This window comes from Streptomyces sp. NPDC044719 (assembly GCF_056433405.1).
The window spans coordinates 1,290,685-1,314,246 of sequence record NZ_JBWKHE010000001.1 but is presented as its reverse complement, the minus strand read 5'-3'; the positions used below and the strand labels follow the sequence as shown (position 1 = coordinate 1,314,246).

Genomic DNA, 23,562 nt, shown 5'->3' with positions numbered 1-23,562 from the left:
TCCACGAGGGACCGAGGGGCGCTGATACAGCCCGTTTCCGGGGTGCGTATCGGGGCGTGCGAAGTCGACCCGGTGACCCGGGTCGCCACCAGAAGTGTACGGGACCCGCGGGGCAGCGGGTGACGTCGTTGTCCACAACCGAACAACGGTCCACAGCCACGCACGGTGACCGGAGGTGGTACGGGACGCTCTGCGCATGCGAGCGAAGCGATGTGTGCGTGTGTGTACGCGGCTGATCCTGCTGCTGGTTCTGACGTCGGCCGTCCTGCTGTCCCCGCCGCCCCGGCTGTTCGCGGCGTCCCCCGCCCCGGACCCCACCGTTCCGGCGGTGGGACGCGTGTGGCCCGTCGGATCACGCCCGCAGGTCCTCCGCGGCTGGGAACCCCCGGCGACGGCGTACGGCCCGGGCCACCGGGGCGTGGACCTGGCGGCGGCGCCGGGAACACCGGTGCGGGCGGTGGCCGGGGGCCGGGTGTCCTTCGCGGGCCGGGTGGCCGGCAAGGGTGTCGTCTCGGTGGAACTCACGGGGACCGGCGATCCACCCTTGCGCACGACACACGAACCGGTGACGGCGACGGTCGAGGAGGGCGAGGAGGTGGAACCGGGCGAGGTGATCGGCACGGTGGAAGCAGCGGGCTCGCACTGCACGGCGACGTGCGTGCACTGGGGCCTGCGCAGGGGCGAGACGTACTTGAACCCGTTGTCACTCCTGCCCCCGTGGCTACTGCACAGGGGCCCGTCGAGGCTGCTGCCCGTGTACTGACCCCGCTGCGGACATGCGTGCCTCCCCCAGTTGCCTCAAGGGCCTGGGAGGTGCCCCCAGGCCGGCACGGGTGGGCGGTGGGTCCCTCACCCGGCTCTAGCGAAGCCGAGAGTTGGGGAGGCACCCCGCTACGCCGGGCTGCGCTGCCCAGGTTGCGCGCCCACCCGGCCTCAGCACCCACACTCCTCAGCCCAGCACACCCCGCAGCGCCATACGCACCGCCGCCTCCGCGATGGCGTCCGGCTCCTCCGCGGCACCCAACTCGATCCTCCGAACAGCCGCGTCCACAACCCCCTGCAGCAGCATCGCCGCCAGCCGAGGCTGCGCATGCCCCATCTCGGCCAGCGCCTCCACGATCATCGCGACCAGCCCACCGTGCGCCGCCCGGATCTTCTCGCGGGCCCCCGCGTCGAGTTCGCTCGCGGAGATCGCGACCACGGCCCGATGCCGCCGGTCCCCGACCAGCTCCAGTTGCCGGCGCACATACGCCTCGACCTTGGCCTCGGCCGTCTCCGCGCGCTCCATCGCCGCCGACACGTCCGCCGCCCAGACGGGGAAGTCGACCTCGCACAGTTCCTCGACCACGGCCGCCCGTGACCGGAAGTACTCGTAGACGGACGATCGGGCGAGGCCCGTCCGCTCGGCGAGGGCCGGGAAGGTCAGCGCCTCCGTACCGCCCTCGGACAACAAGGAACGAGCCGCGTCCAGCAGGGCGGCTCGCTGCATCGACCGGTGCTCGGCCACGGAGGCCGCTCGAATCCTTGGCACGTCAACACTCTACGGACGCGTCGCGCCCGACGGGAGTGGCTCACCTCGGCCTGTCGGCATCCGCCCAGGTCAGCGGCCGAAGCTCGCCAGTTTCGCTCTGAGCTGCAGCACGGACTTGGTGTGGATCTGGCTGACCCGGCTCTCGGTCACGCCCAGCACGTTCCCGATCTCGGCCAGGGTGAGGCCCTCGTAGTAGTACAGCGTGACCACGGTCTTCTCCCGCTCGGGCAGCGTGTTGATCGCCCGGGCCAGGAACCTCCGCAGCTCCCGGTCCTCGGCGACCTCCACGGGGTTGTCGGCGGCGGTGTCCTCCAGCGTGTCCATCACGCTGAGCCCGTCACCGCCCTCTCCCCCGCCGTGCAGCAGCTCCTCCAGGGCCACCACGTTGGCCAGCGACAACTGGCTGAACACCGCGTGGAGTTCCTCCACCGCGATGCCCAACTCGCCGGCCACCTCGCCCTCCGTCGGCGTCCGCCGCAGCCGCGCCTCCAGCGTGGCGTAGGCCCGCTCCACATTGCGTGCCTTCTGCCGCACCGAGCGGGGGATCCAGTCGAGCGCCCGCAGCTCGTCGATCATCGCGCCCCGGATCCGGGTGATCGCGTACGTCTCGAACTTGATCTCCCGGTCGATGTCGAACTTCTCGATCGCGTCGATCAGCCCGAACACCCCGGACGAGACGAAGTCCGCCTGCTCCACGTTGGACGGCAGGCCCACGCTGACCCGCCCCGCTACGTACTTCACGAGCGGCGAGTAGTGCAGGATCAGCTGCTCCCGCAGCCGCTCGTCCCCCGTCGCCTTGTACGACCGCCACAGCTCGTCGAGCGTCGAGGGAGCGGGCGGCCGTACGCTGCCACCGTCACGGGCGGCTGGGGGGATCGCCGCCCGGTCGGACCCGGAGGTGTGCTGGGGCATTCGTCGCCTTGTGCCGTTCTGCTGCGGAGTGGTGCTGCCGGGGTGAGCTGTCTGTCTGATGTCGAGTTGCCTGTCCGTGTCGGGATCCTCGTGAGCGTAGCGTGACTGTGGTGTCGCGGTGTGCGAAGAACGGAGGCCAAGGCGGACGCGGATACGTTCCGGAGGGGTCCCGGCGAGGCTCCGCGGTCGCTCAGCGTGATCACCTGAGGAGCCCAACTGGGCGCATTTCCAAGGGGTGTCGAGGTTCCCCCGGACGGCCGAACACGTGCGGTCAGCATGGTCCGGGACCGCCGCGGACCGACATCACCGCCTGGCGTGTCAACTTCCAGCCATCGCCGTGTCGTTCGACGTAACCGAGTGCCCGCAGTTCGTACAGTCTCGCGATCGCGTCCTCCTGTGTGGTCAGGGCGCGGCGCGCGATCTCTTCCAGCCGGGCCGCCCGGCCGCCCGGCAGGGCGGCGAGCACCTGCCGGGCGGCGGGCTCGAGCAGATCCCGGGGCAGGACGGGGCCGCGCCGGTCGGGAGCCAGCTGTCCGATGTCGCCGACCAGCTCGACGACGTCCGCGGTGTCGGTGACCAGGGCCGCCTCGCCGCGCAGCAGTTCGTGCACTCCGGCGGAGAGTCCGCTGGTGGCCGGGCCCGGTACTCCCATCGTGTGACGGCCGAGGCGCTGTGCCGCCCGTGCCGTGACCAGGGAGCCGCTGCGGTGGGCGGCCTCGACGACCACGGTGCCGCGGGTGAGCGCCGCGATCACCCGGTTGCGCAGGATGAACCGGCTCGGTGTCGGATGATCTCCGGGCGGCAACTCGCCGATGACCAGGCCCTGTTCGGCGATTCTGCCGATGAGCTGGGTGTGTCCGCGCGGGTAGGGGCGGTCGACGCCGCAGGCGAGGACGGCGACGGTGGCGCCGCCCGCGCCGAGGGCGCCGCGGTGGGCAGCGCCGTCGACTCCGTAGGCGCCGCCTGACACCACGACCCAGCCCTGTTCGGCGAGGCCGGCGGCGAGGGTGGCCGCCATGTGCGCCCCGTACTCGGTGCAGGCCCGGGCGCCGACGACGGCCACGGACCTCAGCGCCCACATCCGCAGACCGGCCCGCCCTCGCACCCACAGTCCGAGGGGCCGGGCATCCCCGAGATCGTCGAGCTGTCCCGGCCACTCCGGGTGCCCGGGACACACGAACCGCACCCCGGCCTCCCGGGCGACGGCGAGGTCCTCGCGGGGCCGTGCCGTATCGGCTCTGGCCAGCAGCCCCTGCCACCGCTTGCCACTGACCCCGGGCAGGGGCTGCCCGCCCTCCCCCAGCCGACGAACCAGTTCCCCGGCGCCGAACTCCCGCACCCACCGCCCACCGACCTCGTCCCCGGGCTCGAGGACCCGGGTGAGGAACACCCGGGCGAGCAGTTCGTCGCCCGGTTCGCCGACGACGTTCACGTCAGCGCTCCGATGGCCATCGGGACGCCCCGCGGCACACCGGTGCGGAGCTGGAGCGCGAGGGCGACGTCCGTGGCGTCGGGACGGTCGTGGCCGACGAGATCGGCGACGGTCCAGGCCACCCGCAGGACGCGGTCCAGTCCGCGGGCGGTCAGAACACCCCGCTCGAGGTTCCGCTCGGCCTCGTCCATCGCGCCCGGCACCGCGTACCAGCGGCTGCGCAGCTCGCGGCCGGGTACCTCGCTGTTGGTGCGCCAGGGAGTGCCGGCGAGGCGCTCCGAGGCCCGTTCCCGGGCCGCCCGCACCCGGCCGGCGACCGTCGCCGTCGACTCGCCCCGCGCGCCGCAGGCGGTCAGCTCGGTGCGGGTGACGCGGTCCACCTCGACGCGCAGGTCGACCCGGTCGAGCAGCGGGCCGGAGAGCCTGGCCTGGTAGCGGCGGATCGCCGAGGGCGGGCATTCGCACAGGTCGTCCCGCTGCGAGAACCGGCCGCACGGGCAGGGGTTGGCCGCGAGGACCATGAGGAACTTCGCCGGGAAGCGCACGACTCCCGCACTGCGCGCGATCACGACATGGCCCGCTTCCAGCGGCTGGCGCAGGGCGTCCAGGGCCTGGCTGTTGAACTCGGGGGTCTCGTCCAGAAAGAGCACACCCCGGTGGGACAGCGACACCGCGCCGGGCCGCGCGATGCCCGGGCCGCCGCCGACGAGTGCCTGCATCGTGGCCGAGTGGTGCGGGGCGCAGTAAGGGGCGACGTCGATCAGCGGTTTGCCCGGGGGCAGCAGGCCCGCCACGGAGTGGACCGCGGTGACCTCCAGCGACTCCTGCCGGCCGAGCAGGGGCAGGATGGCCGGCAGCCGCTCCGCGAGCATCGTCTTGCCCGCGCCGGGAGGCCCCTCGAGGAAGAGGTGGTGCCCGCCCGCCGCGGCCACTTCCACCGCCGTGCGCGCCGAGGTCTGCCCGACGACGTCCGCGAGGTCGTGACCGTGGTCGTGCTGGGCCGCTCCGACGCTGTGCATGCCCGTGGCCGCGCCCGTACCGGGCATGCGCAGGCCGGCGAGGAGCGGGTCCGGGCGACCCTGTTCGTTGGGATCCTCGTCGGGCACGGGTTCGTCGGCCAGGATGGCGATCAGCTGCCGCAGGCTCCTGACACCCAGCACCGACACTCCGGGCACGAGGGACGCCTCGGCGGCGGCGCACTCCGGCACCACCACCTGCTCATACCCCGCGTCCGCCGCCGCCAGCACCGCCGGCAGCACCCCGCGGACCGGCCGGACCCGCCCGTCAAGACCCAGTTCCCCGATCATCACGATGTCGGCGAGGACCCGGGGGTCGATGCGCTCCGCCGCGCCGAGGACCGCCGCGGCGACGGCCAGGTCGAAGCCGCTGCCGGACTTCGGGACGGAGGCCGGGCTCAGGCCCACCGTGAGTTTCTTCTGCGGCCAGGCCGCGCCCGAGTTGACGACCGCGGCACGCACCCGGTCCCGGCTCTCGGTCAGGCTCTTGTCGGGCAGCCCCACCAGCGTGAACGCCGCGACACCCGGTTCGAGATCGGCCTGGACCTCGACGACCACCCCCTCGACGCCCACCAGCGCCACCGAACACGTACGGGCGAATCCCATCAGGCCACCCCCCGCACATGCTCGACCACGGCCGCGCCGCGGTAAGGCAGCAGTACGCCGACCACGTCGATGCGGACCCCGCCGGGCGGTGCGCCCCCGTGGCTCTGGATCCACCGCTCGGCGAGATCCCGCAGCCGCTCCGCCTTCTGCGGCGTCACGGCCGCCATCGGATGCTCGAAGGGACCCTCCCTGCGGGTCTTCACCTCGCAGACGACCAGGACGTCACCGTCCCTGGCCACGATGTCGATCTCACCCGTCCGGCCGGAGCGCCAGTTGCGCTCCACCACCGTCAGACCGGCCTCGGCCAGCCGCCGCGCGGCCAGGCTCTCGCCGTACTTGCCCATGGCGCTGCGCGCCCGCTGTGCGTTCATGTCGGCACCACCTCCGGCGCCAACGATCACGCACCCGCCCCCACGAAGTGGATCTTGGTGGACAGCTCAGCGGCTGTGGAAAACGTCCTCACCCGCCCGGGTGAGCGTCACTGAACGGCAGTGAACGTCACCGAACGTCACCCGCTCGGCAGCTCGAGATCGCTCTTATTCAGCTCCTCGATGTTCACGTCCTTGAACGTGAGCACCCGAACCTGCTTCACGAACCGCGCCGGCCGGTACATGTCCCACACCCAGGCATCCGCCATGGACACCTCGAAGAACACTTCACCCTGGACCGAGTGCACCTGCATCTCGTAGTCGTTGGTCAGGTAGAAGCGCCGCTCGGTCTCGATCACGTATTTGAACAGACCGACGACATCGCGGTACTCCCGGTAGAGCTTCAGCTCCATCTCGGTCTCGTACTTCTCGAGGTCCTCGGCGCTCATGGCATGTTCCCCTTCAGCCGTGCGATCCCACCATTGTGCGCCAGTCCTGTGAGCCCCTAGACGATTTCCGGGTCAAGGATCACGGGCCTGGCCGGGGGACCTTCGTCGAGCAGCGTACGCAGCAGCCCGGCGAGTCTGGTCGGATACACCGTCTCATGTGCCCGGGTCAGTTCCGGACACGTCCACCAGCGCGCTCCGGCGACACTGCGCCGCTCCAGCTCGGTCAGTCCGGCGGCGGCGATCTCCGTACGGTCCGTACGAGCCAGGTAGTACCACTCGTCCTGGTCCCAGCGGCGGCCCGCGAACGGGAACGAGCACTTCCGCCGCCACAGCACCGGGCCGAGCTCGACCTCGGTGATGCCCGTCTCCTCGGCGAGTTCCCGCAGAGCGGCCTGTTCACGGGTCTCGTCGCCCTCCACTCCGCCGCCGGGGGTGAACCACCAGTCGTCGGCCGGATCGTCCGGCTCGTGCCCGTGCAGCAGCAGGATGCGGTCCTGCGGGTCGAGCAGCACGACCCGGGCGACCTTGCGCAGCCCGCCCTCGGAGGAGTCCTGACCCGCCCCCAGAGCCTCAGCGGACACCGGCGGGCTCCGCACTGCCCCGCCGGGCACGGGCCGCGCCCGCACGCTTGGCGATCGGGCCGTAGGCGCCCCCGCCCAGGACGAGCACGGCGCCGGCGATCACCGCGGCGGTGATCGTCCGCAGCGGTCCGGGCGAGGAGAGACTGCCGAGCGCCTCGAAGCCGGTCGGGCGCTCCAGCATGCCCTTCATGGGGTACACGACGGAGTCGACGCGGGCGTCTACGGCGGAACGCGCCACCGTGCCACTGGCGGCGTCGGTCAGATGGGCGGTGGAGTCCACGGAGCTGCCGCGCTCGTCGCCGAGCAGGAACAGCCGGCCCTTGGGGACGGTGACGGTCGGGAAGTTGCTGATCTCGGCCGGCGCGCCCTTGGGCAGGTAGGGCTCGTCGATCTCCTTGCCGTTGATCCTGAGTTTGCCGTCCTGGCAGCAGGAGACCGTGTCGCCGCCGATGGCGACCACGCGTTTGACCATCGGCGCGTTGGCCCAGGTCGCGTCCTTGAAGACGACGACATCGCCGCGGCGCACCTGGTCGCCGTCGACGCGCTGCGCGAGGATCCGGTCGCCTGCGTCGATCGTCGGCGTCATCGAACTGGTCGGCACGGTGTACGGCCGGTAGACCACCGCTCCCCAGGCGAACCCCCCGAGGAAAAGCACGAGGCCCAGCGCGACGGCCAGCCCGGACAACCGCTGTCCGGTCCGGCTGCCCACCGGGCCCGTACCTGTGCCACCGCTGCGCGGGGCCGTGTGCGTCATGCTCTCGCCACCCATGGGTCCGCACCCTACCCGGGGGTACCAGCCAGGGTCAGCCCGCCGTCGGAATCACCGCTTCCGGCGCCACCACAGCACCACGGGCACCGCACCGGCGAGCGCCAGCCCCTGCGGCGCCACCGTCAAGTCGGCCGCCGCCGGCTGGGCGTTCAGACCGGACTGGTCGAAGGTGTCCGGCACCGGCAGGTTGTCCCAGCGGTTGATCGGCCAGGCGATGACGACAGCCCGTCCGACGACCTCCTTCACCGGGACCATGCCCTTGTGCCGGTCCGTCTGGTTGTAGCGGGAGTCCCGGGAGTTCTGCCGGTGGTCGCCCATGACCCAGATGGAGCCCTCGGGGACCTTCACCTTGAACTGGCCGCCCTGGTCGTCGACGCTGCACGGCGTGTTGCCCGGGTAGACGTACGACCGCTCGTCCAGCGCCTTGCCGTTTACCGTCAGCGGACCCGTGCCCTTGCACTCGATCGTGTCGCCGCCGACGCCGACGACCCGCTTGATGAGGTCCTTCTCCTCCGCGGACGGCATGAGGCCGATCCAGCTGAGGAACGTCTGCAGGGCGTTCGGATCCGTGGTCGGCTCGCCCGCCAGCCAGTTGTCGGGGTCGTGGAAGACGACGACCTCGCCGCGCTCGGGCTCGGAGCCGAACCAGGGGGTGAGCTTGTCGACCAAAACGCGGTCGCCCTGCTGGAGCGTGTTCTGCATCGAGTCGGAGGGGATGGAGAACGCCTGCACCAGGAAGGTCTTGATCAGCAGCGCCAGCACCAGCGCGATGCCGATCAGGATGGGCAGCTCCTTCCAGAAGGAGCGCGCCTTCTTCGGCGTCCGGTTCGTACCGCCCGGCCCTTGGTTCTCGGCTGTGATGTGCTTGCCCGTCACCCTGTCGTCCTCGGCTGCCCCGGAGTCATTCCCGGAGGTCACGGCGCTGTCCGCGGCCGGGACGGCGGATTCCGCGGGGCGCCCGCGTTGCTCCTCGCCGTCGTGTCCGGACCGTGCGCCGACCGCCACATCCCCCACGCCAACTCCTCACTCTGTGCCGCCGCCTGCCCCATACACGGCGCAGGCCCACCACTCCCATAACGAGCGGGAGTTCCGCAGGGGTCGGGAGCTGGATCGTTCCGTTCGAATCGTCCGAGGCAACCCTATGCGACAGCGGGGCGGCAGCGGTCGACCCGGTGGCCGAGTCGGACACGGAGGCGTAGGTATTCGGTTCGTCCAGCATGTTCCAGTGACCGAAGGGCCAGGCGATGACCATGGCGCGGCCCACGACCTCGTCCTCGGAGACCGTGCCTCCGTAGTCGGTGTCCTGATGGGCGCGCGAGTCCGCGGAGTTGTTCCGGTGGTCGCCCATCACCCAGAACCGCCCCTGGGGGACCGTGATGTCGAATGGCGTGTCGGACGGGGCGTTGCCGGGGTACAGGTAGTCCTCGTTCAGCGGGATGCCGTTGACGGTCACGCGCCCTTGGGTGTCGCAGCACTTGACCTTGTCGCCGCCGACGCCGACGACCCGCTTGATGAGGTCCTTCTCGTTCTCGGACGGCAGCAGGCCGATGAAGGTGAGCCCTTCCTTGACCTGCTTGATGACCACGGGGTCTTCCTTCTTGGTGGTGGTCTGGTCGTCTTGGAGCCAGCCGCCGGGGTCCTTGAAGACGACGACGTCACCGCGCTGCGGCTCGGAGCCGAACCAGGGGGTGAGCTTGTCGACCAGGACGCGGTCGCCGATCTGGATCGTCTGCTCCATGGAGCCCGACGGAATGACGAAGGCCTGGACGAGGAACGTCTTCAGCACGAGGGCTATGAGGACGGCGACGCCGACGAGGAGCGGTATCTCCTTGACGGCACCGCGCCTGCGGCGCCGCTTGACCTTGCGCTGGAGCTTGCGCCGCTCGGCGCGGGTGCGTCCGCCGGACGGGCTGGCGGCGCGCCGGGCGCCGGTGGGCAGCAGGTTTTCCGCGGCGCTCGTGGCGACGCCGCGCGGCTTGCCGCGGTTACCCATGGGCGCCCGCCCTACCGGCGGCGGGAGCGGGCACGCGCGCGTAGGCGTCCGGGCGCTGCAGCCGGGTGGCGTGGCCGAAGGGCCAGACGATCCAGTCGGCGCGGCCGATCACTTCGCCGACCGGGACCATGCCGCCGCCCGGGGAGCCGAGGTGGTCGCGGGAGTCGCTGGAGTCGCCACGGTGGTCGCCGAGCAGGAACAGGGTGCCCTCGGGCACCACGACATCGAAGGGAACCGCGGAGGGGCTGTCCCCGGGGTACAGGAAGCCCGACTCGTCGACCGGCCGGCCGTTCACCTGGATCCTCCCCTTCTGGTCGCAGCAGACCACGCGGTCCGCCCCCACACCGACAACGCGCTTGATGTAGTCCGCGTGCCCGAAGTACCCCGTCCCGTCGAACACGACGATGTCTCCCCGCTGCGGCTGGGCACCGAAACGGTACGCCAACTTATTTACGAGAACCCGGTCCCCGATCCTCAATCCCCGCTCCATGGATCCGCTGGGGATCTGGAACGGCCGCAGCACGAACGTACTGAGCAGCAGCAGGAAAAGCAGGCAGGTCAACAAGGTCAGAGTGACCCGGCCGCCCGGGACCCATGCACTGACACGCGACACCAACGCGAAACGCGACCGTTCCTCCGGCCCTCCTGGGTCCGAGGTCTCCTCGGAGTCGGAAGGGCGGGAGGAGCGGTCGCGCTCCGTCTGCTGTGCTTCGGTGTCCATCGGAGCCAGATGTTATCCGGCCCCGGCACGAACCCCGGAGAGCGCTCAGTTCTCGCGCTTCTCCTTGATCTTCGCGGCCTTGCCGCGCAGCTCGCGCAGGTAGTACAGCTTGGCGCGGCGGACGTCACCCTTGGTGACGAGCTCGATCTTCTCCACGATCGGGGTGTGCACCGGGAAGGTGCGCTCGACGCCGACGGAGAAGGAGACCTTGCGGACCGTGAAGGTCTCGCGCACGCCGGAGCCCTGGCGGCGGATCACAACGCCCTTGAACTGCTGCACACGGGAGCGGTTGCCCTCGATGACGCGGACGTGGACGTTGACGGTGTCACCCGGGCGGAAGGCGGGGACATCGCTGCGCAGCGACGCGGAGTCGACGGTGTCGAGCAGGTGAGACATTTCGTCTGCTTTCCTCGCTGATGCCACAGGTCATCAACGGAATCTAGGTGTTTCGGATCAGGGCTGTACGCGTCGGAACGGGCGTCATCTCCCCCTGTGGCAGGGGCGCACGCCGGACGGACGCACAACAGCGACCTATTGTTCCATGCCCTCGGTCCTGCGCCAAAATCGGCCGTAGGGCTCCCCCTCGGGGTCCGGTGCCCAGCCCAGGATGGACAGCATCTCGCGGTCCTTCTTGTCGAAGGCCTTGGGATCGCACCGCTCGATGAGGTCGGGCCGGTGGGCGGTCGTACGCTTCAGCGCCTCGTCCCGGCGCCAGCGCGCGATCTTGCCGTGGTGGCCGCTGAGCAGCACGTCGGGGATGTCCCGGCCGCGCCACTCGGGCGGCTTGGTGTAGACGGGCCCCTCCAGCAGGTTCGCCATGGCGCCGGGCGCGAAGGAGTCGTCCCGGTGGGACTCGGCGTTGCCCAGGACGCCCGGCAGCAGCCGCGCCACGGCCTCCGTGACGACGAGGACGGCCGCCTCGCCACCGGCCAGGACGTAGTCGCCGATGGACACCTCGTACACCGGCATCCGGGTCGCGTACTCGTCGACGACCCGCCGGTCGATGCCCTCGTAGCGGGCCGGCGTGAAGATCAGCCAGGGGCGCTCGGAGAGCTGGACGGCGAGTTCCTGGGTGAAGGGGCGCCCGCTGGGCGTGGGCACGATGAGGGCGGGCTCGCGGGAGCCGGTCTCGTAGCCGTCGGCGAGCACGGTGTCGAGCGCGTCCCCCCAGGGGTCGGTCTTCATGACCATGCCAGGGCCGCCGCCGTACGGCGTGTCGTCGACGGTGTTGTGGCGGTCGTAGGTCCAGGAACGCAGGTCGTGCACATGCACGTCGAGCTGTCCACGCGCGCGTGCCTTGCCGACGAGGGAGACGTTCAGCGGTTCCAGGTACTCGGGGAAGATCGTGACGACGTCGAGGCGCATTACGACTCGTCCCGGCTGGACGCGATCTCGGCGCGGTCGTCGATCAGGCCGGGCGGCGGGGTGATGACGGCCTTCTGCTCCTCGAGGTCGATCTCGGCGACGATCTCCTCGACGAAGGGGATCAGCACCTCGCTGCCGTCGGGGCGCTCCACGATGAACAGGTCCTGCGAGGGCAGGTGCGAGATCTCCGTGATCCGGCCGACCTCCGTGCCGTCCGCGGTGACCACGTCGAGGTCGATGAGCTGGTGGTCGTAGTACTCGTCCTCACCCTCGGGCAGTTCCTCCGGGTCGATCTCGGCGATCAGGAGGGTGTTGCGCAGGGCTTCGGCGCCGGTGCGGTCGTTGACGCCCTCGAAGCGCAGGAGGAGCCGGCCGCTGTGGACACGGCCCGTCTCGATGGTGAGCGGTCCCGTGGTGGGGGGATCGGTGGCGAGTACGGCGCCGGGCGCGAGCCTGAGCTCCGGCTCGTCGGTACGGACCTCGACGGTGACCTCGCCCTTGATGCCATGGGCACGGCCGATCCGTGCGACTACCAGCTGCACGTGTCCAACTCTCCTGTCATACGACTGCGGGCCGGGGACGGCCCTGAAGGCCCTCCCCGGCCCGAGCCGGTTGCGATAAGCGTCAGCGGACGTGGTCCACGTCGACGAGGTCGACACGGACACCGCGACCGCCGATGGCGCCCACGACGGTACGCAGGGCGCGTGCGGTGCGGCCGTTGCGGCCGATCACCTTGCCGAGGTCGTCCGGGTGCACCCGGACCTCGAGCACCCGTCCGCGGCGCAGGTTGCGCGAGGCGACCTGCACATCGTCAGGGTTGTCGACGATGCCCTTCACGAGGTGCTCGAGAGCCTCCTCGAGCATGCTCAGGCCTCGGTCGGCGCAGACGCAGAGGACTCAGCGGCCGCCTCGTCCTTCTTCTCAGCCTTCTTCTTCTGGGTGATCGCCTCACCCTTGCCCTCGTCCTCGCCGCCGAGGGCCTCGAACGACGGGCGGGCCGACTTCTCGGCGGCCTGCAGCAGCGGAGCCGGGGCGGGCTCACCCTTGTACTTCTGCCAGTCGCCGGTCTTCTTGAGGATGGCGAGCACGGGCTCGGTCGGCTGCGCGCCGACACCCAGCCAGTACGCCACACGCTCGGCGTCGACCTCGATCACCGACGGGTTGTACGTCGGGTGGTACTTGCCGATCTCCTCGATGGCCCGGCCGTCACGGCGGGTGCGGGAGTCGGCGACGACGATGCGGTAGTGAGGCGAACGGATCTTGCCCAGACGCTTCAGCTTGATCTTGACTGCCACGGGAGTGGATTCTCCTGGATTTGACGTGGTTGGGCACGGCGAGACGGCCGCGTGGGGTTGCGGTACCCGAGTGCCCGATGGACGCGTCAGCCGGAGGAGAGAGGGGTCCTGTGCGACTGTCGAGTACAGCTAGCCATTGTGCCACACCCCGCCGGGCGGCTTTGCCGGGGGTGCGCCGCTGCCCGGGCATGCCGGGCCGGCACCCGGCGCGGAGGTGAGGTACGTCGGGTGCACACCCCGGCAGCGCGTCTCGACCGGCAGCCACGAGATGCCGGTGCCGACGTCAGCCCGCCACCGCTCCCACGACGTCCGGGATACGGAACGGCTTGCCGCAGCCGCCGCAGACGATCGGAGCCTGGGCGAGCACGGACGGCACCACGCGGACGTTGCGGCCGCAGTCGCAGACCGCCTTGACGCGTACGCCGCCGCCGGAGGAGCCGTGGCGTGCGGCCGGGCCCCGGAAGGTGCGGGAGGTGTCGGAGGAGGTCGCGGCCGTGTGGGCCTTCAGGGCGCGCTGGAGGCGCTCCATCGTCGGGCGGTAGCGGCGCTTCGCCTCGGGGGTGAGCGTGACCAGGGAGAAACCGCTGCTGGGATGCGGTTCCTCGGGGTGGTCCAGGCCCAGCTCCTCGGCGATCGCGAGGAATCTGCGGTTGTGGTAGCGGCCGGCACGGGAGGTGTCGCGGACGCCGCGCGAGGCGGCGATGCCATGGACTGCCTCATGGAGCAGTCGCTCGAAGGAGAGCTCGTGACCGCACGCGGACGACGACTCCCCGATCAGGGACTCTGGCGCGGCAAGGTCGGGCAACTCGGGGTGGTACCGCTGAATATCGGCCCACGCCTGTGCCAGCTCTGCGGCGAGAACAGGTGGTGTCTGTGTCGTGCTCACGTAATGACAACGAGCCGGGGTGCCACAGTGTTCCGATTCCGGGCCATCCCAAATAATTTGCACGTACCCGTCAGTTGCCTCTGATGCGTCCTGACGAGGGCGCGTGCGCTGATCTGTGGAGAAGCCTCGCAGCTCACCACAAGGTGGTGCGTAGTTCCGCGTACGCACCGGCGCGTAGATCAGGTCCACGCGCCGGGGAAGCAGGGGTCCGCGCGTACGCAAGAGGCGTTTCGGCCGCCTTGCGCCCCGCTCAGTAAGCGCGTGCCACGACGGCGACGTTACCGGGTGCGTCGTCGGCGTCCGGCACCGCCCCGTCCTCGGTGACCAGACACCGTACGGTCGCCGCGTGATCGGCGAGCTTGGCCTCGCCCTCCTCGCCGAGCACGGCCCAGGGGATGCGCGCCCAGCCGCCGGCGGTGACCGCCTCGATAGCCTCCTCGAACGTGGAGACCTCGGTCGTACGGGACTCGCGGCGCTCGCGGGACTGCTTCAGCAGCAGCGCCTGGTCCTCCTCCAGGATCCTGGGCAGCAGCGACACCAGGGAGTCCAGGGAGACCGGCTCCTTGCCTCCCGGGATGCGGCGCGCCAGCATCGCCGTGCCGTTCTCCAGGTCGCGCGGGCCGACCTCGATGCGCACCGGGACGCCCTTGAGCTCCCAGTCGACGGCCCGGCGGCCGAAGGGGGTGTCGGTGCGGTCGTCGACCTGGACGCGGACGCCGGCAGCCTTCAGCCGGTCGCCGAGCTCGCGGACCTTGGCCAGAACCGCGTCGTCGCCCTTGATCGCGAGCACCACGGCCTGGATCTGCGCGAGCCGCGGCGGGACGCGCAGGCCGTTGTCGTCGCCGTGCATCATCACCAAGGCGCCGATCATGCGGGTGGTGGAGCCCCAGGAGGTCTGCCAGACCAGCTCCTGCCGGCCGTCCTTGGACAGGTACCGGGTGTTGAAGGCCTTCGCGAAGTTCTGGCCCAGTTCATGGCTCGTGGCCATCTGGAGGGCTTTGCCGCGCCCATCATGCCTTCGAGCGTGAGGGTGTTGACGGCGCCTGCGAACCGTTCCTTGACGGTCTTGCGGCCCGGGACGACGTCCATCGCGAGCACGTTCACCATGAAGTCCTCGTAGACCCGCCGGTGAATGCGGGCGGCGAAATCGCGCGCCTCCTCGTACGTGGCGTGCGCGGTGTGGCCCTCCTGCCAGAGGAACTCGGACGTGCGCAGGAAGAGCCGGGGCCTGAGCTCCCAGCGCACGACGTTCGCCCACTGGTTGATGAGCAGCGGCAGGTCGCGGTAGCTCTGCACCCACTTCGAGAAGGAGGCGTTGATGATCATCTCGGAGGTGGGCCGGACCACGGCGGGCTCTTCGAGTTCCTTGCCGCCGCCGTGGGTGACCACGGCCAGTTCGGGCGCGAAGCCCTCGACGTGGTCCGCTTCCCTGGTCAGGTACGACTCGGGGATCAGCAGTGGGAAGTACGCGTTCTGCGTGCCCGTCTCCTTGATGCGGGCGTCCATCTCGGACTGCATCCGCTCCCACAACCCGTACCCGTACGGTCGGATGACCATGGTGCCGCGCACCGGACCGTTGTCGGCGAGTTCCGCCTTGGTGATCAAGTCCTGGTACCAGCGCGGGAAATCGTCCGCCTGGGGGGTGAGCACGGGTGCCTTTGCCATGGCGAGATGGTACGGGCCCACGTTGCCGGAATGTGAAATCTCGCCATAGGCACATGACAACTCACATGCCCGGGCGCATTCCACTGGACGACAGGTCGAGGGGGGAGTTTCCTGGCATACGGGGGTAGTGCGAGCGCACTGTCACGGGGGCCATGGAATCGGGCAAGAGGCAACTCTCGGCGGATTGGGGCGCTTACTTATGACACCTACGCTCGTGCGGCAGCACCTGCCTCACGCGGGGGCCGGACCCCGCGTGGACCTGCGTGCACGCGCGCGTGACTGGTCCGAGATCCAGGAGCGGATGCTCGTGCCGCTCTACGAGGCGGTCCACGAGCGACTGGACGTGGGTCCCGCCACGCGGCTGCTCGGCCTCGGCTGCGGTTCCGGGCTCGCCCTGCTGATGGCCGCCGCCCGGGGAGCGGCGGTCACCGGTGTCGACTCCTCCCCCGAAAGAATGACCTTCGCGCGGGAGCGGCTGCAGCCAGAGGCGTGGGGCACGCGCGCGCGTGCGGAGGCCCGGCTGGTCGAGGGCTCGCCCGGGGACGCGGCGGTGCCGGGTGCTCCCGCGTACACCCTGGTGACCGCCTTCGAACCGATCGGGTGCCTGGCGGGCGACTCGGAGGGCATGAGCGGGCTGCTCGCGGAGGCGACACCGCTCGCCGAGCGCGGTGCGGCCGTGGTGCTGGCCGGCTGGGGTCCACCGGAGCGGTGCGCCACGACGTCCGTGCTGCGGGTGGCCACGAAGCTGGCGGAGCCGCTGCGCAACACGGGCAGCTGGCGTCTCGCCCTGCGCGACGACCTGGAGGACGTCGCCCAGCGGGCAGGGCTCAAGCCGGACGGATCCGGGCGGGTGGCGTGCCCCTTCGGCTACGCGGACGTGGACAGCGCGGTACGCGGGCTCAAGTCGACAGGCCTGTTCGACGCGGCGATGACCGCGACCGACCAGGTACAGGTGGACAAAGAGCTGACCGAGGCACTGCATCCCCATCAGCGGCAGGACGGGACCGTGTGGATGCCCAATGTTTTCCGGTATTTGATCGCCCGGGTTCCATAGAGATCAAGCTTTGACCGGCACAGGCCGGTGCAGGTGTGAATGGTGTGAAGAAAGCACGGTGTGGTGCTCCTCGTTTCCCCAAGTGGATCTTGAACGCTTAATCTGATCCACCGCTCGGGGGATCTACACATCTGCATACAGGAGCTGCTTTGCCGCACCACAAGACCGCGCTGCGTCTCGTCGCGCCCGTCGCCGTCCTCGCCCTGACGCTCACCGCCTGCGGTGGCGGCGACGACAACGCCGACGCGAAGAGCCCAGCCACCGAGAAGGCCAAGGTCTACCCTTCGCCGGAGCCGACGTCCGGCGGCGAGATGGAAAGCGGCGAGAGCGCCACGGGCACGGTCGAGGAGGACCCGGGCAAGGTCACCTACGAGATCCTCGCGCAGAAGGTCGACGTGGGCACCGAGGCCGAGGCCGCGAAGGCCGTCTCGGAGCCGGACAAGGTCAAGGGCAAGGTGCTGGCCACCGCGTACCTGAAGTACACGCACAAGAGCGGCCCCGCCCTCACCGACGGTTCCGACGTGCACGACAGCACCACGGTCTCCGCCGACGGGCAGCGCGGCACCGTCCTCATCGGCGCCTCCGAGGATGCCTCGGGCTGCGAGGACCCGTACGACGTCGACAGTTGGAAGCAGGGCGAGAGCCATGTCTTCTGTGAGACGTACGTGATCCCGGCCAACGCCAAGAGCATCGAGGTCAACTGGTCCGAGGAGGACGGCGAGCCCTACATCTGGAAGTTCCCCAACGCCTGACCGGCGGAGCGCTGACAGAGCACTGAGGGCGCCCCCCTCCGGAAGGAAAGGGGGCGCCCTCGGTGTCGTGCGAAGTGGGCCGTCAGCCCATGAACTTCTTGAACTCGTCGGGGAGTTCGAAGTCCTTGCCGCCCTGCTGCGGCAGTCCGAAGGCGCTGCCGCCCTCGGCCGCGGCGGCCCGGCGGGCGGCCTCCTCCTGCTCCTGCTGCTTGCGCTTCATCGGGTTGCCGGAGCGCTGCTTGCCCTTGGCCTGCTTCTGCTTCTTCTTCGTCCGGCCGGGACCGCCGCCCATGCCCGGCATGCCGGGCATCCCGGGCATGCCGCCGCCCTGGGCCATGCGGGACATCATCTTCCGGGCCTCGAAGAACCGCTCGACCAGGTTCTTCACCGCGCTGACGTCGACACCGGAACCACGCGCGATACGGGCGCGGCGCGAGCCGTTGATGATCGTCGGCTCCTGACGCTCGGCCGGGGTCATCGACTTGATGATGGCGGCCGTGCGGTCGACGTCCCGCTCGTCCAGGTTCTGGATCTGGTCCTTCATCTGGCCCATGCCCGGGAGCATGCCGAGCAGCTTGGAGATGGAGCCCATCTTCCTGACCTGCTCCATCTGGGCCAGGAAGTCGTCCAGGGTGAAGTCCTGGCCCTTCTTGGACGCCAGCTTGGAGGCCATTTTCTCGGCCTCTTCCTGGCTGAACGTCTTCTCCGCCTGCTCGATCAGGGTGAGCAGGTCACCCATGTCGAGGATGCGAGAGGCCATCCGGTCAGGGTGGAAGGCGTCGAAGTCGTCGAGCTTCTCGCCGTTCGACGCGAACATGATCGGCTTGCCGGTGATCTGCCGGATCGACAGGGCCGCACCACCGCGGGCGTCACCGTCGAGCTTGGAGAGCACCACGCCGTCGAAGCCGACGCCGTCACGGAAAGCCTCGGCGGTGTTGACCGCGTCCTGGCCGATCATCGCGTCGACGACGAACAGGATCTCGTCGGGGCTGACCGCGTCACGGATGTCCGCGGCCTGCTGCATCATCTCCTGGTCGATACCGAGGCGGCCCGCGGTGTCGACGATGACGATGTCGTGGACCTTGGACTTCGCGTGCTCGATGGAGTCCTTGGCGACCTTGACCGGGTCGCCGACGCCGTTGCCCGGCTCCGGCGCGTAGATGCCGACGCCCGCGCGCTCGGCGACGACGCTGAGCTGGTTCACGGCGTTCGGGCGCTGGAGGTCACAGGCGACCAGCAGCGGCGAATGGCCCTGCTCCTTCAGCCAGCGGCCGAGCTTGCCCGCGAGGGTGGTCTTACCGGCACCCTGCAGACCCGCCAGCATGATCACGGTGGGCGGCTGCTTGGCGAAGCGCAGGCGCCGGGTCTCGCCGCCGAGGATGGTGACGAGTTCCTCGTTGACGATCTTGAGGACCTGCTGGGCGGGGTTCAGCGCCTTGCTGACCTCGGCACCGAGGGCGCGCTCCTTGACGTTCTTGATGAACGTCCGGACGACCGGCAGCGCCACGTCCGCCTCGAGAAGGGCGATCCGGATGTCCCGGGCCGTGGCGTCGATGTCCGCTTCGCTGAGACGCCCCTTGCCGCGCAGGTTCTTGAAGGTCGCTGAGAGGCGATCGGAAAGAGTATCGAACACGGCGCTCGCGGTCCTCAGGGTTGGTGGCTACAGGGAATCGCCCTCCAGGGTATCCCGGCGTGACAAGTCGCCGGGTCGACCTCACCCACGCAGTGTCTCCTCCAGCTTCCGGGCCACCGACACCGCCTCGTCCCCGGGCAGGGGCGCGCCCTCCGGGCCGGTCACGTAGAAGGCGTCCACGGCGTTGGCGCCGAGCGTCGAGACATGCGCGCTGCGCACCCGTAGGCTCGCGTCCTCCAGGGCGCGGCCGATGCGGAACAGCAAGCCCGGGGCGTCCTGGGAGCGCACCTCGATCACCGTGGCCAGCCGGGAGGCGGCCGGGTGGACCGAGACGCGGGGCGGCGGGGCGACCACGCCCCGGCGGCGCGGATAGGCCGCGTCCCGTTCGGCGAGGCGGCCGGCGATGTCCAGGGAACCGTCCAGGGCCCTCACGAGGTCCGCGCGCAGCCGGGCGGCCTGCGGCAGGGAGCCGTACTCGGCGGCGACCCGCCAGTCCAGCAGCAGGACGGAGCCGTCGACGCCGGCCGGGAGGTTCAGGGAGCGCAGTTCCGCCGTGCGCACGGTCAGCCGGTGCAGGGCGAGGACACCGGCCACCGCGGGCAGCACGCGCGGCTGGTCGGGAACGGCGATGAGAAGTTCCACACCCAGCGGCTCGGGGTCGCCGGACGGCTCCTGCCCGGCGGGCGGCTCGGTCTGTGCCCGCAGCGCGAGGACCGGGCTGCCGGTCGCCGCCGCCTCGAGGGCGAGCCGCTCCTGCTCTGCGGTCGGCGCACCCTCCTCGAGGTCGTCCGGGGCGTCCCCGGCGAGCACCGCCGAGACCCGCTTGACGAGCTCGGCGACGAGCGAACCGCGCCAGGACGACCAGGCGGCCGGTCCGGTGGCCAGGGCGTCGGCCTCGGTGAGCGCGTGCAGCAGTTCCAGGGTGCCCTGGGAGCCGACGGCCTCGGCGACGGAGCGCACGGTGGCCGGGTCCTCCAGGTCACGCCGGGTGGCCGTCTCGACCAGGAGCAGGTGGTGCCGTACGAGCGTGGCGACGACCGTCACGTCGTGGCGGTCGAAGCCGATGCGGGCGGCCACGTCCTTGGCGATGATCTCGCCGGCCACCGAGTGGTCGCCGGGCCAGCCCTTGCCGATGTCGTGCAGCAGCGCGGCGACCAGCAGCAGGTCGGGGCGGCTGACCCGGCGGGTGAACTCGGAGGCCTGTACGGCGGTCTCGATGAGGTGCCGGTCGACGGTCCACAGGTGCACGGCGTTGCGCTGCGGGCGGCAGCGCACCCGCTCCCAGTCGGGCAGCAGCCGGGTGATCAGCCCCTCGGCCTCCAGTGCCTCCCAGACCTCGACGGTCGGGCGGCCGGAGCCGAGCAGGGTCACGAGCTGTTCGCGTGCCTCGGCGGGCCAGGGCGTGGGCACCGGGCGCGCGGCGGCGGCCATGCGCCGTACGGCGTGCAGGGAGAGCGGGAGTCCGGCCTGCGCGGCGGCCGCGGCGGCGCGCAGCGGCAGCACAGGGTCGCGCTCGGGGCGCGCGGCACGGGCGAGCACCACCTCGCCGTCCTGTTCCACCACACCCTCGGCCAGCGGGGACCGCTCCGCCACGGGCTTCCCACCGCCCAGCATGGCGCGCAGCCGGGGCCGCACGGCGCGCGACCGCAGCACGCGCCCCACTTCGCGCCAGGTGACATCACTGGCGTACGAGACGACCCGTGCCGCCTCGTACACCTGCCGCAGCAGCGTGTCGGCGTCGAGCAGGCCGAGCTCGGCGGCCACCTGGTCCTGCTCCTGGAGGGCGAGCCGGTCGGTCGCGCGGCCGGTGGCCAGGTGCAGGGCGTCCCGTACGTCGAGGAGCCGGCGCCGGGCGTCGGCGAGGCCCTCGCGCGGGGCGTCGGCGAGCCAGGAGGCGGCGACGGCGCGCAGGGCGGTGGCGTCGCGCAGCCCGCCCCGGGCCTCCTTCAGATCGGGTTCCAGCAGGTACTGCAACTCGCCTTGGCGCTCGGCGCGCTCGGCGCACAGTTCCTGGAGTTCGGGGAGGCGTTTGGGCGCCTGGTTGCGCCAGTCGGCCAGCACGGCGGTACGCAGTCCGGCGGTGAGGCCGAGGTCGCCGGCGATGTGCCGGGCGTCCAGCAGGCCGAGCTGCACCTTGAGGTCCTCGCCGGCCGTCTTGCGGGCCTCGGCGGGCGTGCGTACGGAGTGGTCGAGGTCGAGACCCAGGTCCCAGACGGGGTACCAGAGCCGGTCGGCGAGGGCGGCGACCGCCTTGGTGTCGTTGCCGTCGTGCAGCAGGAGCAGGTCGAGGTCGCTGCGTGGGGAGAGTTCGCCGCGTCCGTAGCCGCCGACGGCGACCAGGGAGGCCCCGCGCAGTCCCTCAGCGCCCGCTGCGAACAGACCGGTGAGCCAGTCGTCCGTCAGTTCGGCCAGGGCGGAACGGCGCGGCGGCCCGGACCGCGCCTCCTCGGTGAGGAGACGCAGCCGGGCCGCCGCGTAGCCGCTGGGTCCCGAGTCCTCTGCTTCCTTCTGCATGTCCGTACCCGTCACCCAGCGACTCCTGTTCTGTTTGCCCTGCCTCAGAGCGCGTCGGGGCCGCGCTCGCCGGTCCGGACCCGTACGGCCGTCTCGACCGGGATGGACCAGACCTTGCCGTCACCGATCTTGCCGGTGCGGGCGGCCTTGACCACGACATCGATCAGCTGCTCGGCGTCGTCGTCCTCGACCAGGACCTCGATGCGGATCTTGGGGACCAGGTCGACGGTGTACTCGGCACCGCGGTAGACCTCGGTGTGGCCCCGCTGACGACCGTAGCCGCTGGCCTCGGTGACCGTCAGGCCGTGTACTCCGAAGGCCTGCAGGGCCTCCTTGATCTCGTCGAGCCGGTGCGGCTTCACGACCGCGGTGATGAGCTTCATGCGTCCACCTTCTTGCTCGCGGCTGCGGCGACCGGGGCCGTGACGGCCGTCTTGGCGGCACCGCCACCGGCACCGCTGAAGTCGTATGCGGTCTCGGCGTGCTCGGCCTGGTCGATACCGGCGACCTCCTCGTCCTCGGAGACCCGCATACCGATGGTCTTGTCGAGGATGAAGGCGAGAACGGCGGAGACGATCAGGGAGTAGGCGAGCACCGCGAAGACACCGGCGCACTGCTTCCAGAACTGGGTCAGGCCGCCGCCGTAGAAGAGGCCCTCGACGGTGGACTGGCCCTTGCCGCTGGCGAAGAGGCCGATCAGCAGGGAGCCGACGACACCGCCGACCAGGTGGACGCCGACGACGTCGAGGGAGTCGTCGTAGCCGAACTTGTACTTCAGGCCGACGGCCATGGCGCACAACACACCGGCGATGACGCCGACGGCGATCGCGCCGAGCGGGGTGACCGCTCCACCGGCCGGGGTGATGGCGACCAGGCCGGCGACCGCGCCGGAGGCGGCACCCAGGGTGGTGAACGCGCCGTGGCGGATCTTCTCGTAGGCGAGCCAGGCCAGCATGGCGGCGGCGGTGGCGACCTGGGTGTTGACGAACATCAGCGCGCCGACGCCGTCGTCGTTGCCGAGCCACGAGCCGGCGTTGAACCCGAACCAGCCGAACCACAGCAGACCGGCGCCGAGCATCACCAGCGGCAGGCTGTGCGGACGCATCGGGTCCTTCTTGAAGCCGACGCGCTTGCCGATGACGAGGATCACGCCGAGGGCCGCGGCACCGGCGTTGATGTGCACCGCCGTACCACCGGCGAAGTCGATGACGCCCAGCTCGAAGGCCCAGCCGCCGGCGCCCCAGACCCAGTGCGCGACCGGGAAGTAGACGACCGTGGCCCACAGGGCGATGAACAGCGCCCAGGCGCTGAACTTCACGCGGTCCGCGAGGGCGCCGCTGATCAGGGCGGGCGTGATGATCGCGAACATCAGCTGGAAGACCAGGAACACGAACACCGGGATGGTGTAGCCCGGCCACAGCTCCGTCAGGCCGATGTTGCCGAGGCCGACCCAGTCGGAGTTCCAGCCGATCAGGCTGCCGGAGTCGGTGCCGAACGCCATGGAGAAGCCGTACAGCACCCACAGGATGGTGACGATCCCGAGGCTGATGAAGCTCATCATCAGCATGTTCAGGGTGCTCTTGACGCGGACCATGCCTCCGTAGAAGAAGGCCAGGCCCGGGGTCATGAGCATCACCAGGGCGGAACAGATGAGCATGAACCCTGTGTTGGCGGCAGACAGCTTGGGTGCTTCTGCGGCAAGGGTGATGGCTGGTGCCATCGGCGTCTCCTCGTCGTTGGTACGGCCCCGTGCGGGCGAAGCCTCGAGCGGAATGAGGGGTGGGCCGGTTATGCGCCACGAGATTGGCGCAGCGCGGTTTCGGTGGAAGCCCCTCGTTGTTTCGCGGCCGTGACGAAGGCGCGTTCTGTGTTACGCGTCGATGAACTGCCGGATTGCGGGGGCGCCGATCGTTATCGTGGCGCAACCTTCGGCATCAGGCAGCCGTGGGCACACAGACCGGCCGCGGTCGGCCTTCCGATGACCTGGCATAGGGGGAGCCGAGTCGGGCAGTTCGGGAGG

24 protein-coding genes and 1 pseudogene are annotated in these 23,562 nt (G+C 70.5%); 3 read left to right on the top strand and 22 right to left on the bottom strand.

Going from position 1 to position 23,562, the window contains the following annotated elements; genetic code table 11:
- Positions 1–196 precede the first annotated feature (196 nt).
- Entirely contained in the window at positions 197–763 is a 567-nt protein-coding gene (locus AC07DF_RS06125; protein ID WP_478967317.1) for a peptidoglycan DD-metalloendopeptidase family protein, read from the top strand.
- A 186-nt stretch (positions 764–949) separates the two neighbouring features.
- Here the strand turns inward: AC07DF_RS06125 and AC07DF_RS06120 are convergent, their stop codons facing one another.
- From AC07DF_RS06120 to proS, 18 genes and pseudogenes are all read right to left on the bottom strand, one after another.
- On the bottom strand, positions 950–1,507 hold the full coding sequence (locus AC07DF_RS06120; protein ID WP_478967607.1) for a TetR family transcriptional regulator: 558 nt from the start codon (positions 1,505–1,507) through the stop codon (positions 950–952).
- Positions 1,508–1,600: 93 nt separating this feature from the next.
- The gene (whiG, locus tag AC07DF_RS06115) at positions 1,601–2,443 is read right to left on the bottom strand and encodes an RNA polymerase sigma factor WhiG (RefSeq protein WP_184598498.1); all 843 of its coding nucleotides are present in this window, start codon (positions 2,441–2,443) and stop codon (positions 1,601–1,603) included.
- A gap of 271 nt (positions 2,444–2,714) precedes the next feature.
- Entirely contained in the window at positions 2,715–3,875 is a 1,161-nt protein-coding gene (gene dprA, locus AC07DF_RS06110; RefSeq protein ID WP_478967314.1) for a DNA-processing protein DprA, read from the bottom strand.
- The gene (locus AC07DF_RS06105) at positions 3,872–5,497 is read right to left on the bottom strand and encodes a YifB family Mg chelatase-like AAA ATPase (RefSeq protein WP_478967312.1); all 1,626 of its coding nucleotides are present in this window, start codon (positions 5,495–5,497) and stop codon (positions 3,872–3,874) included. The genes dprA and AC07DF_RS06105 overlap by 4 nt, the downstream gene beginning before the upstream one ends.
- Entirely contained in the window at positions 5,497–5,898 is a 402-nt protein-coding gene (locus AC07DF_RS06100; protein ID WP_454361913.1) for a YraN family protein, read from the bottom strand. Before AC07DF_RS06100 ends, AC07DF_RS06105 begins: the two co-directional genes overlap by 1 nt.
- Before the next feature lie 107 nt (positions 5,899–6,005).
- Complete coding sequence (locus AC07DF_RS06095) at positions 6,006–6,314, bottom strand: DUF2469 domain-containing protein (protein ID WP_003993268.1); 309 nt, start codon at positions 6,312–6,314, stop codon at positions 6,006–6,008.
- 56 nt (positions 6,315–6,370) lie between these two features.
- Complete coding sequence (locus AC07DF_RS06090) at positions 6,371–6,895, bottom strand: NUDIX hydrolase (RefSeq protein WP_478967309.1); 525 nt, start codon at positions 6,893–6,895, stop codon at positions 6,371–6,373.
- Positions 6,885–7,664, bottom strand: a complete 780-nt coding sequence (lepB, locus tag AC07DF_RS06085) for a signal peptidase I (RefSeq protein WP_478967307.1) — start codon at positions 7,662–7,664, stop codon at positions 6,885–6,887. Before lepB (AC07DF_RS06085) ends, AC07DF_RS06090 begins: the two co-directional genes overlap by 11 nt.
- A 51-nt stretch (positions 7,665–7,715) precedes the next feature.
- Positions 7,716–8,678 (bottom strand): signal peptidase I, encoded by a 963-nt coding sequence (gene lepB, locus AC07DF_RS06080; protein WP_478967305.1) that lies wholly within the window; start codon positions 8,676–8,678, stop codon positions 7,716–7,718.
- Entirely contained in the window at positions 8,566–9,657 is a 1,092-nt protein-coding gene (lepB, locus tag AC07DF_RS06075; RefSeq protein WP_478967303.1) for a signal peptidase I, read from the bottom strand. Before lepB (AC07DF_RS06075) ends, lepB (AC07DF_RS06080) begins: the two co-directional genes overlap by 113 nt.
- Positions 9,650–10,378 (bottom strand): signal peptidase I, encoded by a 729-nt coding sequence (lepB, locus tag AC07DF_RS06070; RefSeq protein WP_478967301.1) that lies wholly within the window; start codon positions 10,376–10,378, stop codon positions 9,650–9,652. The genes lepB (AC07DF_RS06075) and lepB (AC07DF_RS06070) overlap by 8 nt, the downstream gene beginning before the upstream one ends.
- Positions 10,379–10,423: 45 nt before the next feature.
- Entirely contained in the window at positions 10,424–10,774 is a 351-nt protein-coding gene (gene rplS / locus AC07DF_RS06065; protein ID WP_030852073.1) for a 50S ribosomal protein L19, read from the bottom strand.
- Between the two features lie 135 nt (positions 10,775–10,909).
- On the bottom strand, positions 10,910–11,743 hold the full coding sequence (trmD, locus tag AC07DF_RS06060; protein WP_478967298.1) for a tRNA (guanosine(37)-N1)-methyltransferase TrmD: 834 nt from the start codon (positions 11,741–11,743) through the stop codon (positions 10,910–10,912).
- Complete coding sequence (rimM, locus tag AC07DF_RS06055) at positions 11,743–12,285, bottom strand: ribosome maturation factor RimM (RefSeq protein WP_478967296.1); 543 nt, start codon at positions 12,283–12,285, stop codon at positions 11,743–11,745. The genes trmD and rimM overlap by 1 nt, the downstream gene beginning before the upstream one ends.
- An 82-nt stretch (positions 12,286–12,367) precedes the next feature.
- Entirely contained in the window at positions 12,368–12,607 is a 240-nt protein-coding gene (locus AC07DF_RS06050) for an RNA-binding protein (RefSeq protein WP_003973401.1), read from the bottom strand.
- Positions 12,608–12,609: 2 nt separating this feature from the next.
- On the bottom strand, positions 12,610–13,038 hold the full coding sequence (gene rpsP, locus AC07DF_RS06045; protein ID WP_478967294.1) for a 30S ribosomal protein S16: 429 nt from the start codon (positions 13,036–13,038) through the stop codon (positions 12,610–12,612).
- 283 nt (positions 13,039–13,321) lie between these two features.
- Positions 13,322–13,924 carry a hypothetical protein gene (locus AC07DF_RS06040; RefSeq protein ID WP_086560051.1) on the bottom strand — a complete coding sequence of 201 codons (603 nt, stop codon included), beginning with the start codon at positions 13,922–13,924 and terminating at the stop codon, positions 13,322–13,324.
- Between the two features lie 250 nt (positions 13,925–14,174).
- A pseudogene (proS, locus tag AC07DF_RS06035) lies at positions 14,175–15,589 on the bottom strand (proline--tRNA ligase).
- 199 nt (positions 15,590–15,788) lie between these two features.
- On the opposite strand from proS, the gene AC07DF_RS06030 reads away from it, so the two are divergent.
- On the top strand, positions 15,789–16,643 hold the full coding sequence (locus AC07DF_RS06030; protein ID WP_478967292.1) for a methyltransferase domain-containing protein: 855 nt from the start codon (positions 15,789–15,791) through the stop codon (positions 16,641–16,643).
- A gap of 149 nt (positions 16,644–16,792) precedes the next feature.
- A complete protein-coding gene (locus AC07DF_RS06025; protein WP_478967290.1) occupies positions 16,793–17,395 on the top strand; it encodes a hypothetical protein in 603 nt (200 codons plus the stop codon).
- A gap of 82 nt (positions 17,396–17,477) precedes the next feature.
- Here AC07DF_RS06025 and ffh read toward each other — a convergent pair whose 3' ends face one another.
- From ffh to AC07DF_RS06005, 4 genes are all read right to left on the bottom strand, one after another.
- Positions 17,478–19,028: a signal recognition particle protein gene (gene ffh, locus AC07DF_RS06020; protein ID WP_478967288.1), complete on the bottom strand. Its 1,551-nt coding sequence runs from the start codon at positions 19,026–19,028 to the stop codon at positions 17,478–17,480.
- A gap of 81 nt (positions 19,029–19,109) precedes the next feature.
- The gene (locus AC07DF_RS06015; protein WP_478967286.1) at positions 19,110–21,557 is read right to left on the bottom strand and encodes a [protein-PII] uridylyltransferase; all 2,448 of its coding nucleotides are present in this window, start codon (positions 21,555–21,557) and stop codon (positions 19,110–19,112) included.
- A 29-nt stretch (positions 21,558–21,586) separates the two neighbouring features.
- On the bottom strand, positions 21,587–21,925 hold the full coding sequence (locus AC07DF_RS06010; protein WP_030231663.1) for a P-II family nitrogen regulator: 339 nt from the start codon (positions 21,923–21,925) through the stop codon (positions 21,587–21,589).
- On the bottom strand, positions 21,922–23,262 hold the full coding sequence (locus AC07DF_RS06005; protein WP_478967284.1) for an ammonium transporter: 1,341 nt from the start codon (positions 23,260–23,262) through the stop codon (positions 21,922–21,924). Before AC07DF_RS06005 ends, AC07DF_RS06010 begins: the two co-directional genes overlap by 4 nt.
- Between the last annotated feature and the right edge of the window lie 300 nt (positions 23,263–23,562).

Coding starts and splice junctions, on each gene's coding strand:
- lepB (WP_478967303.1), bottom strand. CDS start 9,657: ATGGGTAACCGCGGCAAGCCGCGCGGCGTCGCCACGAGCGCCGCGGAA.
- AC07DF_RS06050 (WP_003973401.1), bottom strand. CDS start 12,607: ATGCTCGAGGAGGCTCTCGAGCACCTCGTGAAGGGCATCGTCGACAAC.
- AC07DF_RS06030 (WP_478967292.1), top strand. CDS start 15,789: ATGACACCTACGCTCGTGCGGCAGCACCTGCCTCACGCGGGGGCCGGA.
- AC07DF_RS06125 (WP_478967317.1), top strand. CDS start 197: ATGCGAGCGAAGCGATGTGTGCGTGTGTGTACGCGGCTGATCCTGCTG.
- AC07DF_RS06095 (WP_003993268.1), bottom strand. CDS start 6,314: ATGAGCGCCGAGGACCTCGAGAAGTACGAGACCGAGATGGAGCTGAAG.
- AC07DF_RS06010 (WP_030231663.1), bottom strand. CDS start 21,925: ATGAAGCTCATCACCGCGGTCGTGAAGCCGCACCGGCTCGACGAGATC.
- lepB (WP_478967301.1), bottom strand. CDS start 10,378: ATGGACACCGAAGCACAGCAGACGGAGCGCGACCGCTCCTCCCGCCCT.
- rplS (WP_030852073.1), bottom strand. CDS start 10,774: ATGTCTCACCTGCTCGACACCGTCGACTCCGCGTCGCTGCGCAGCGAT.
- AC07DF_RS06105 (WP_478967312.1), bottom strand. CDS start 5,497: ATGGGATTCGCCCGTACGTGTTCGGTGGCGCTGGTGGGCGTCGAGGGG.
- trmD (WP_478967298.1), bottom strand. CDS start 11,743: ATGCGCCTCGACGTCGTCACGATCTTCCCCGAGTACCTGGAACCGCTG.
- whiG (WP_184598498.1), bottom strand. CDS start 2,443: ATGCCCCAGCACACCTCCGGGTCCGACCGGGCGGCGATCCCCCCAGCC.
- lepB (WP_478967307.1), bottom strand. CDS start 7,664: ATGGGTGGCGAGAGCATGACGCACACGGCCCCGCGCAGCGGTGGCACA.
- AC07DF_RS06005 (WP_478967284.1), bottom strand. CDS start 23,262: ATGGCACCAGCCATCACCCTTGCCGCAGAAGCACCCAAGCTGTCTGCC.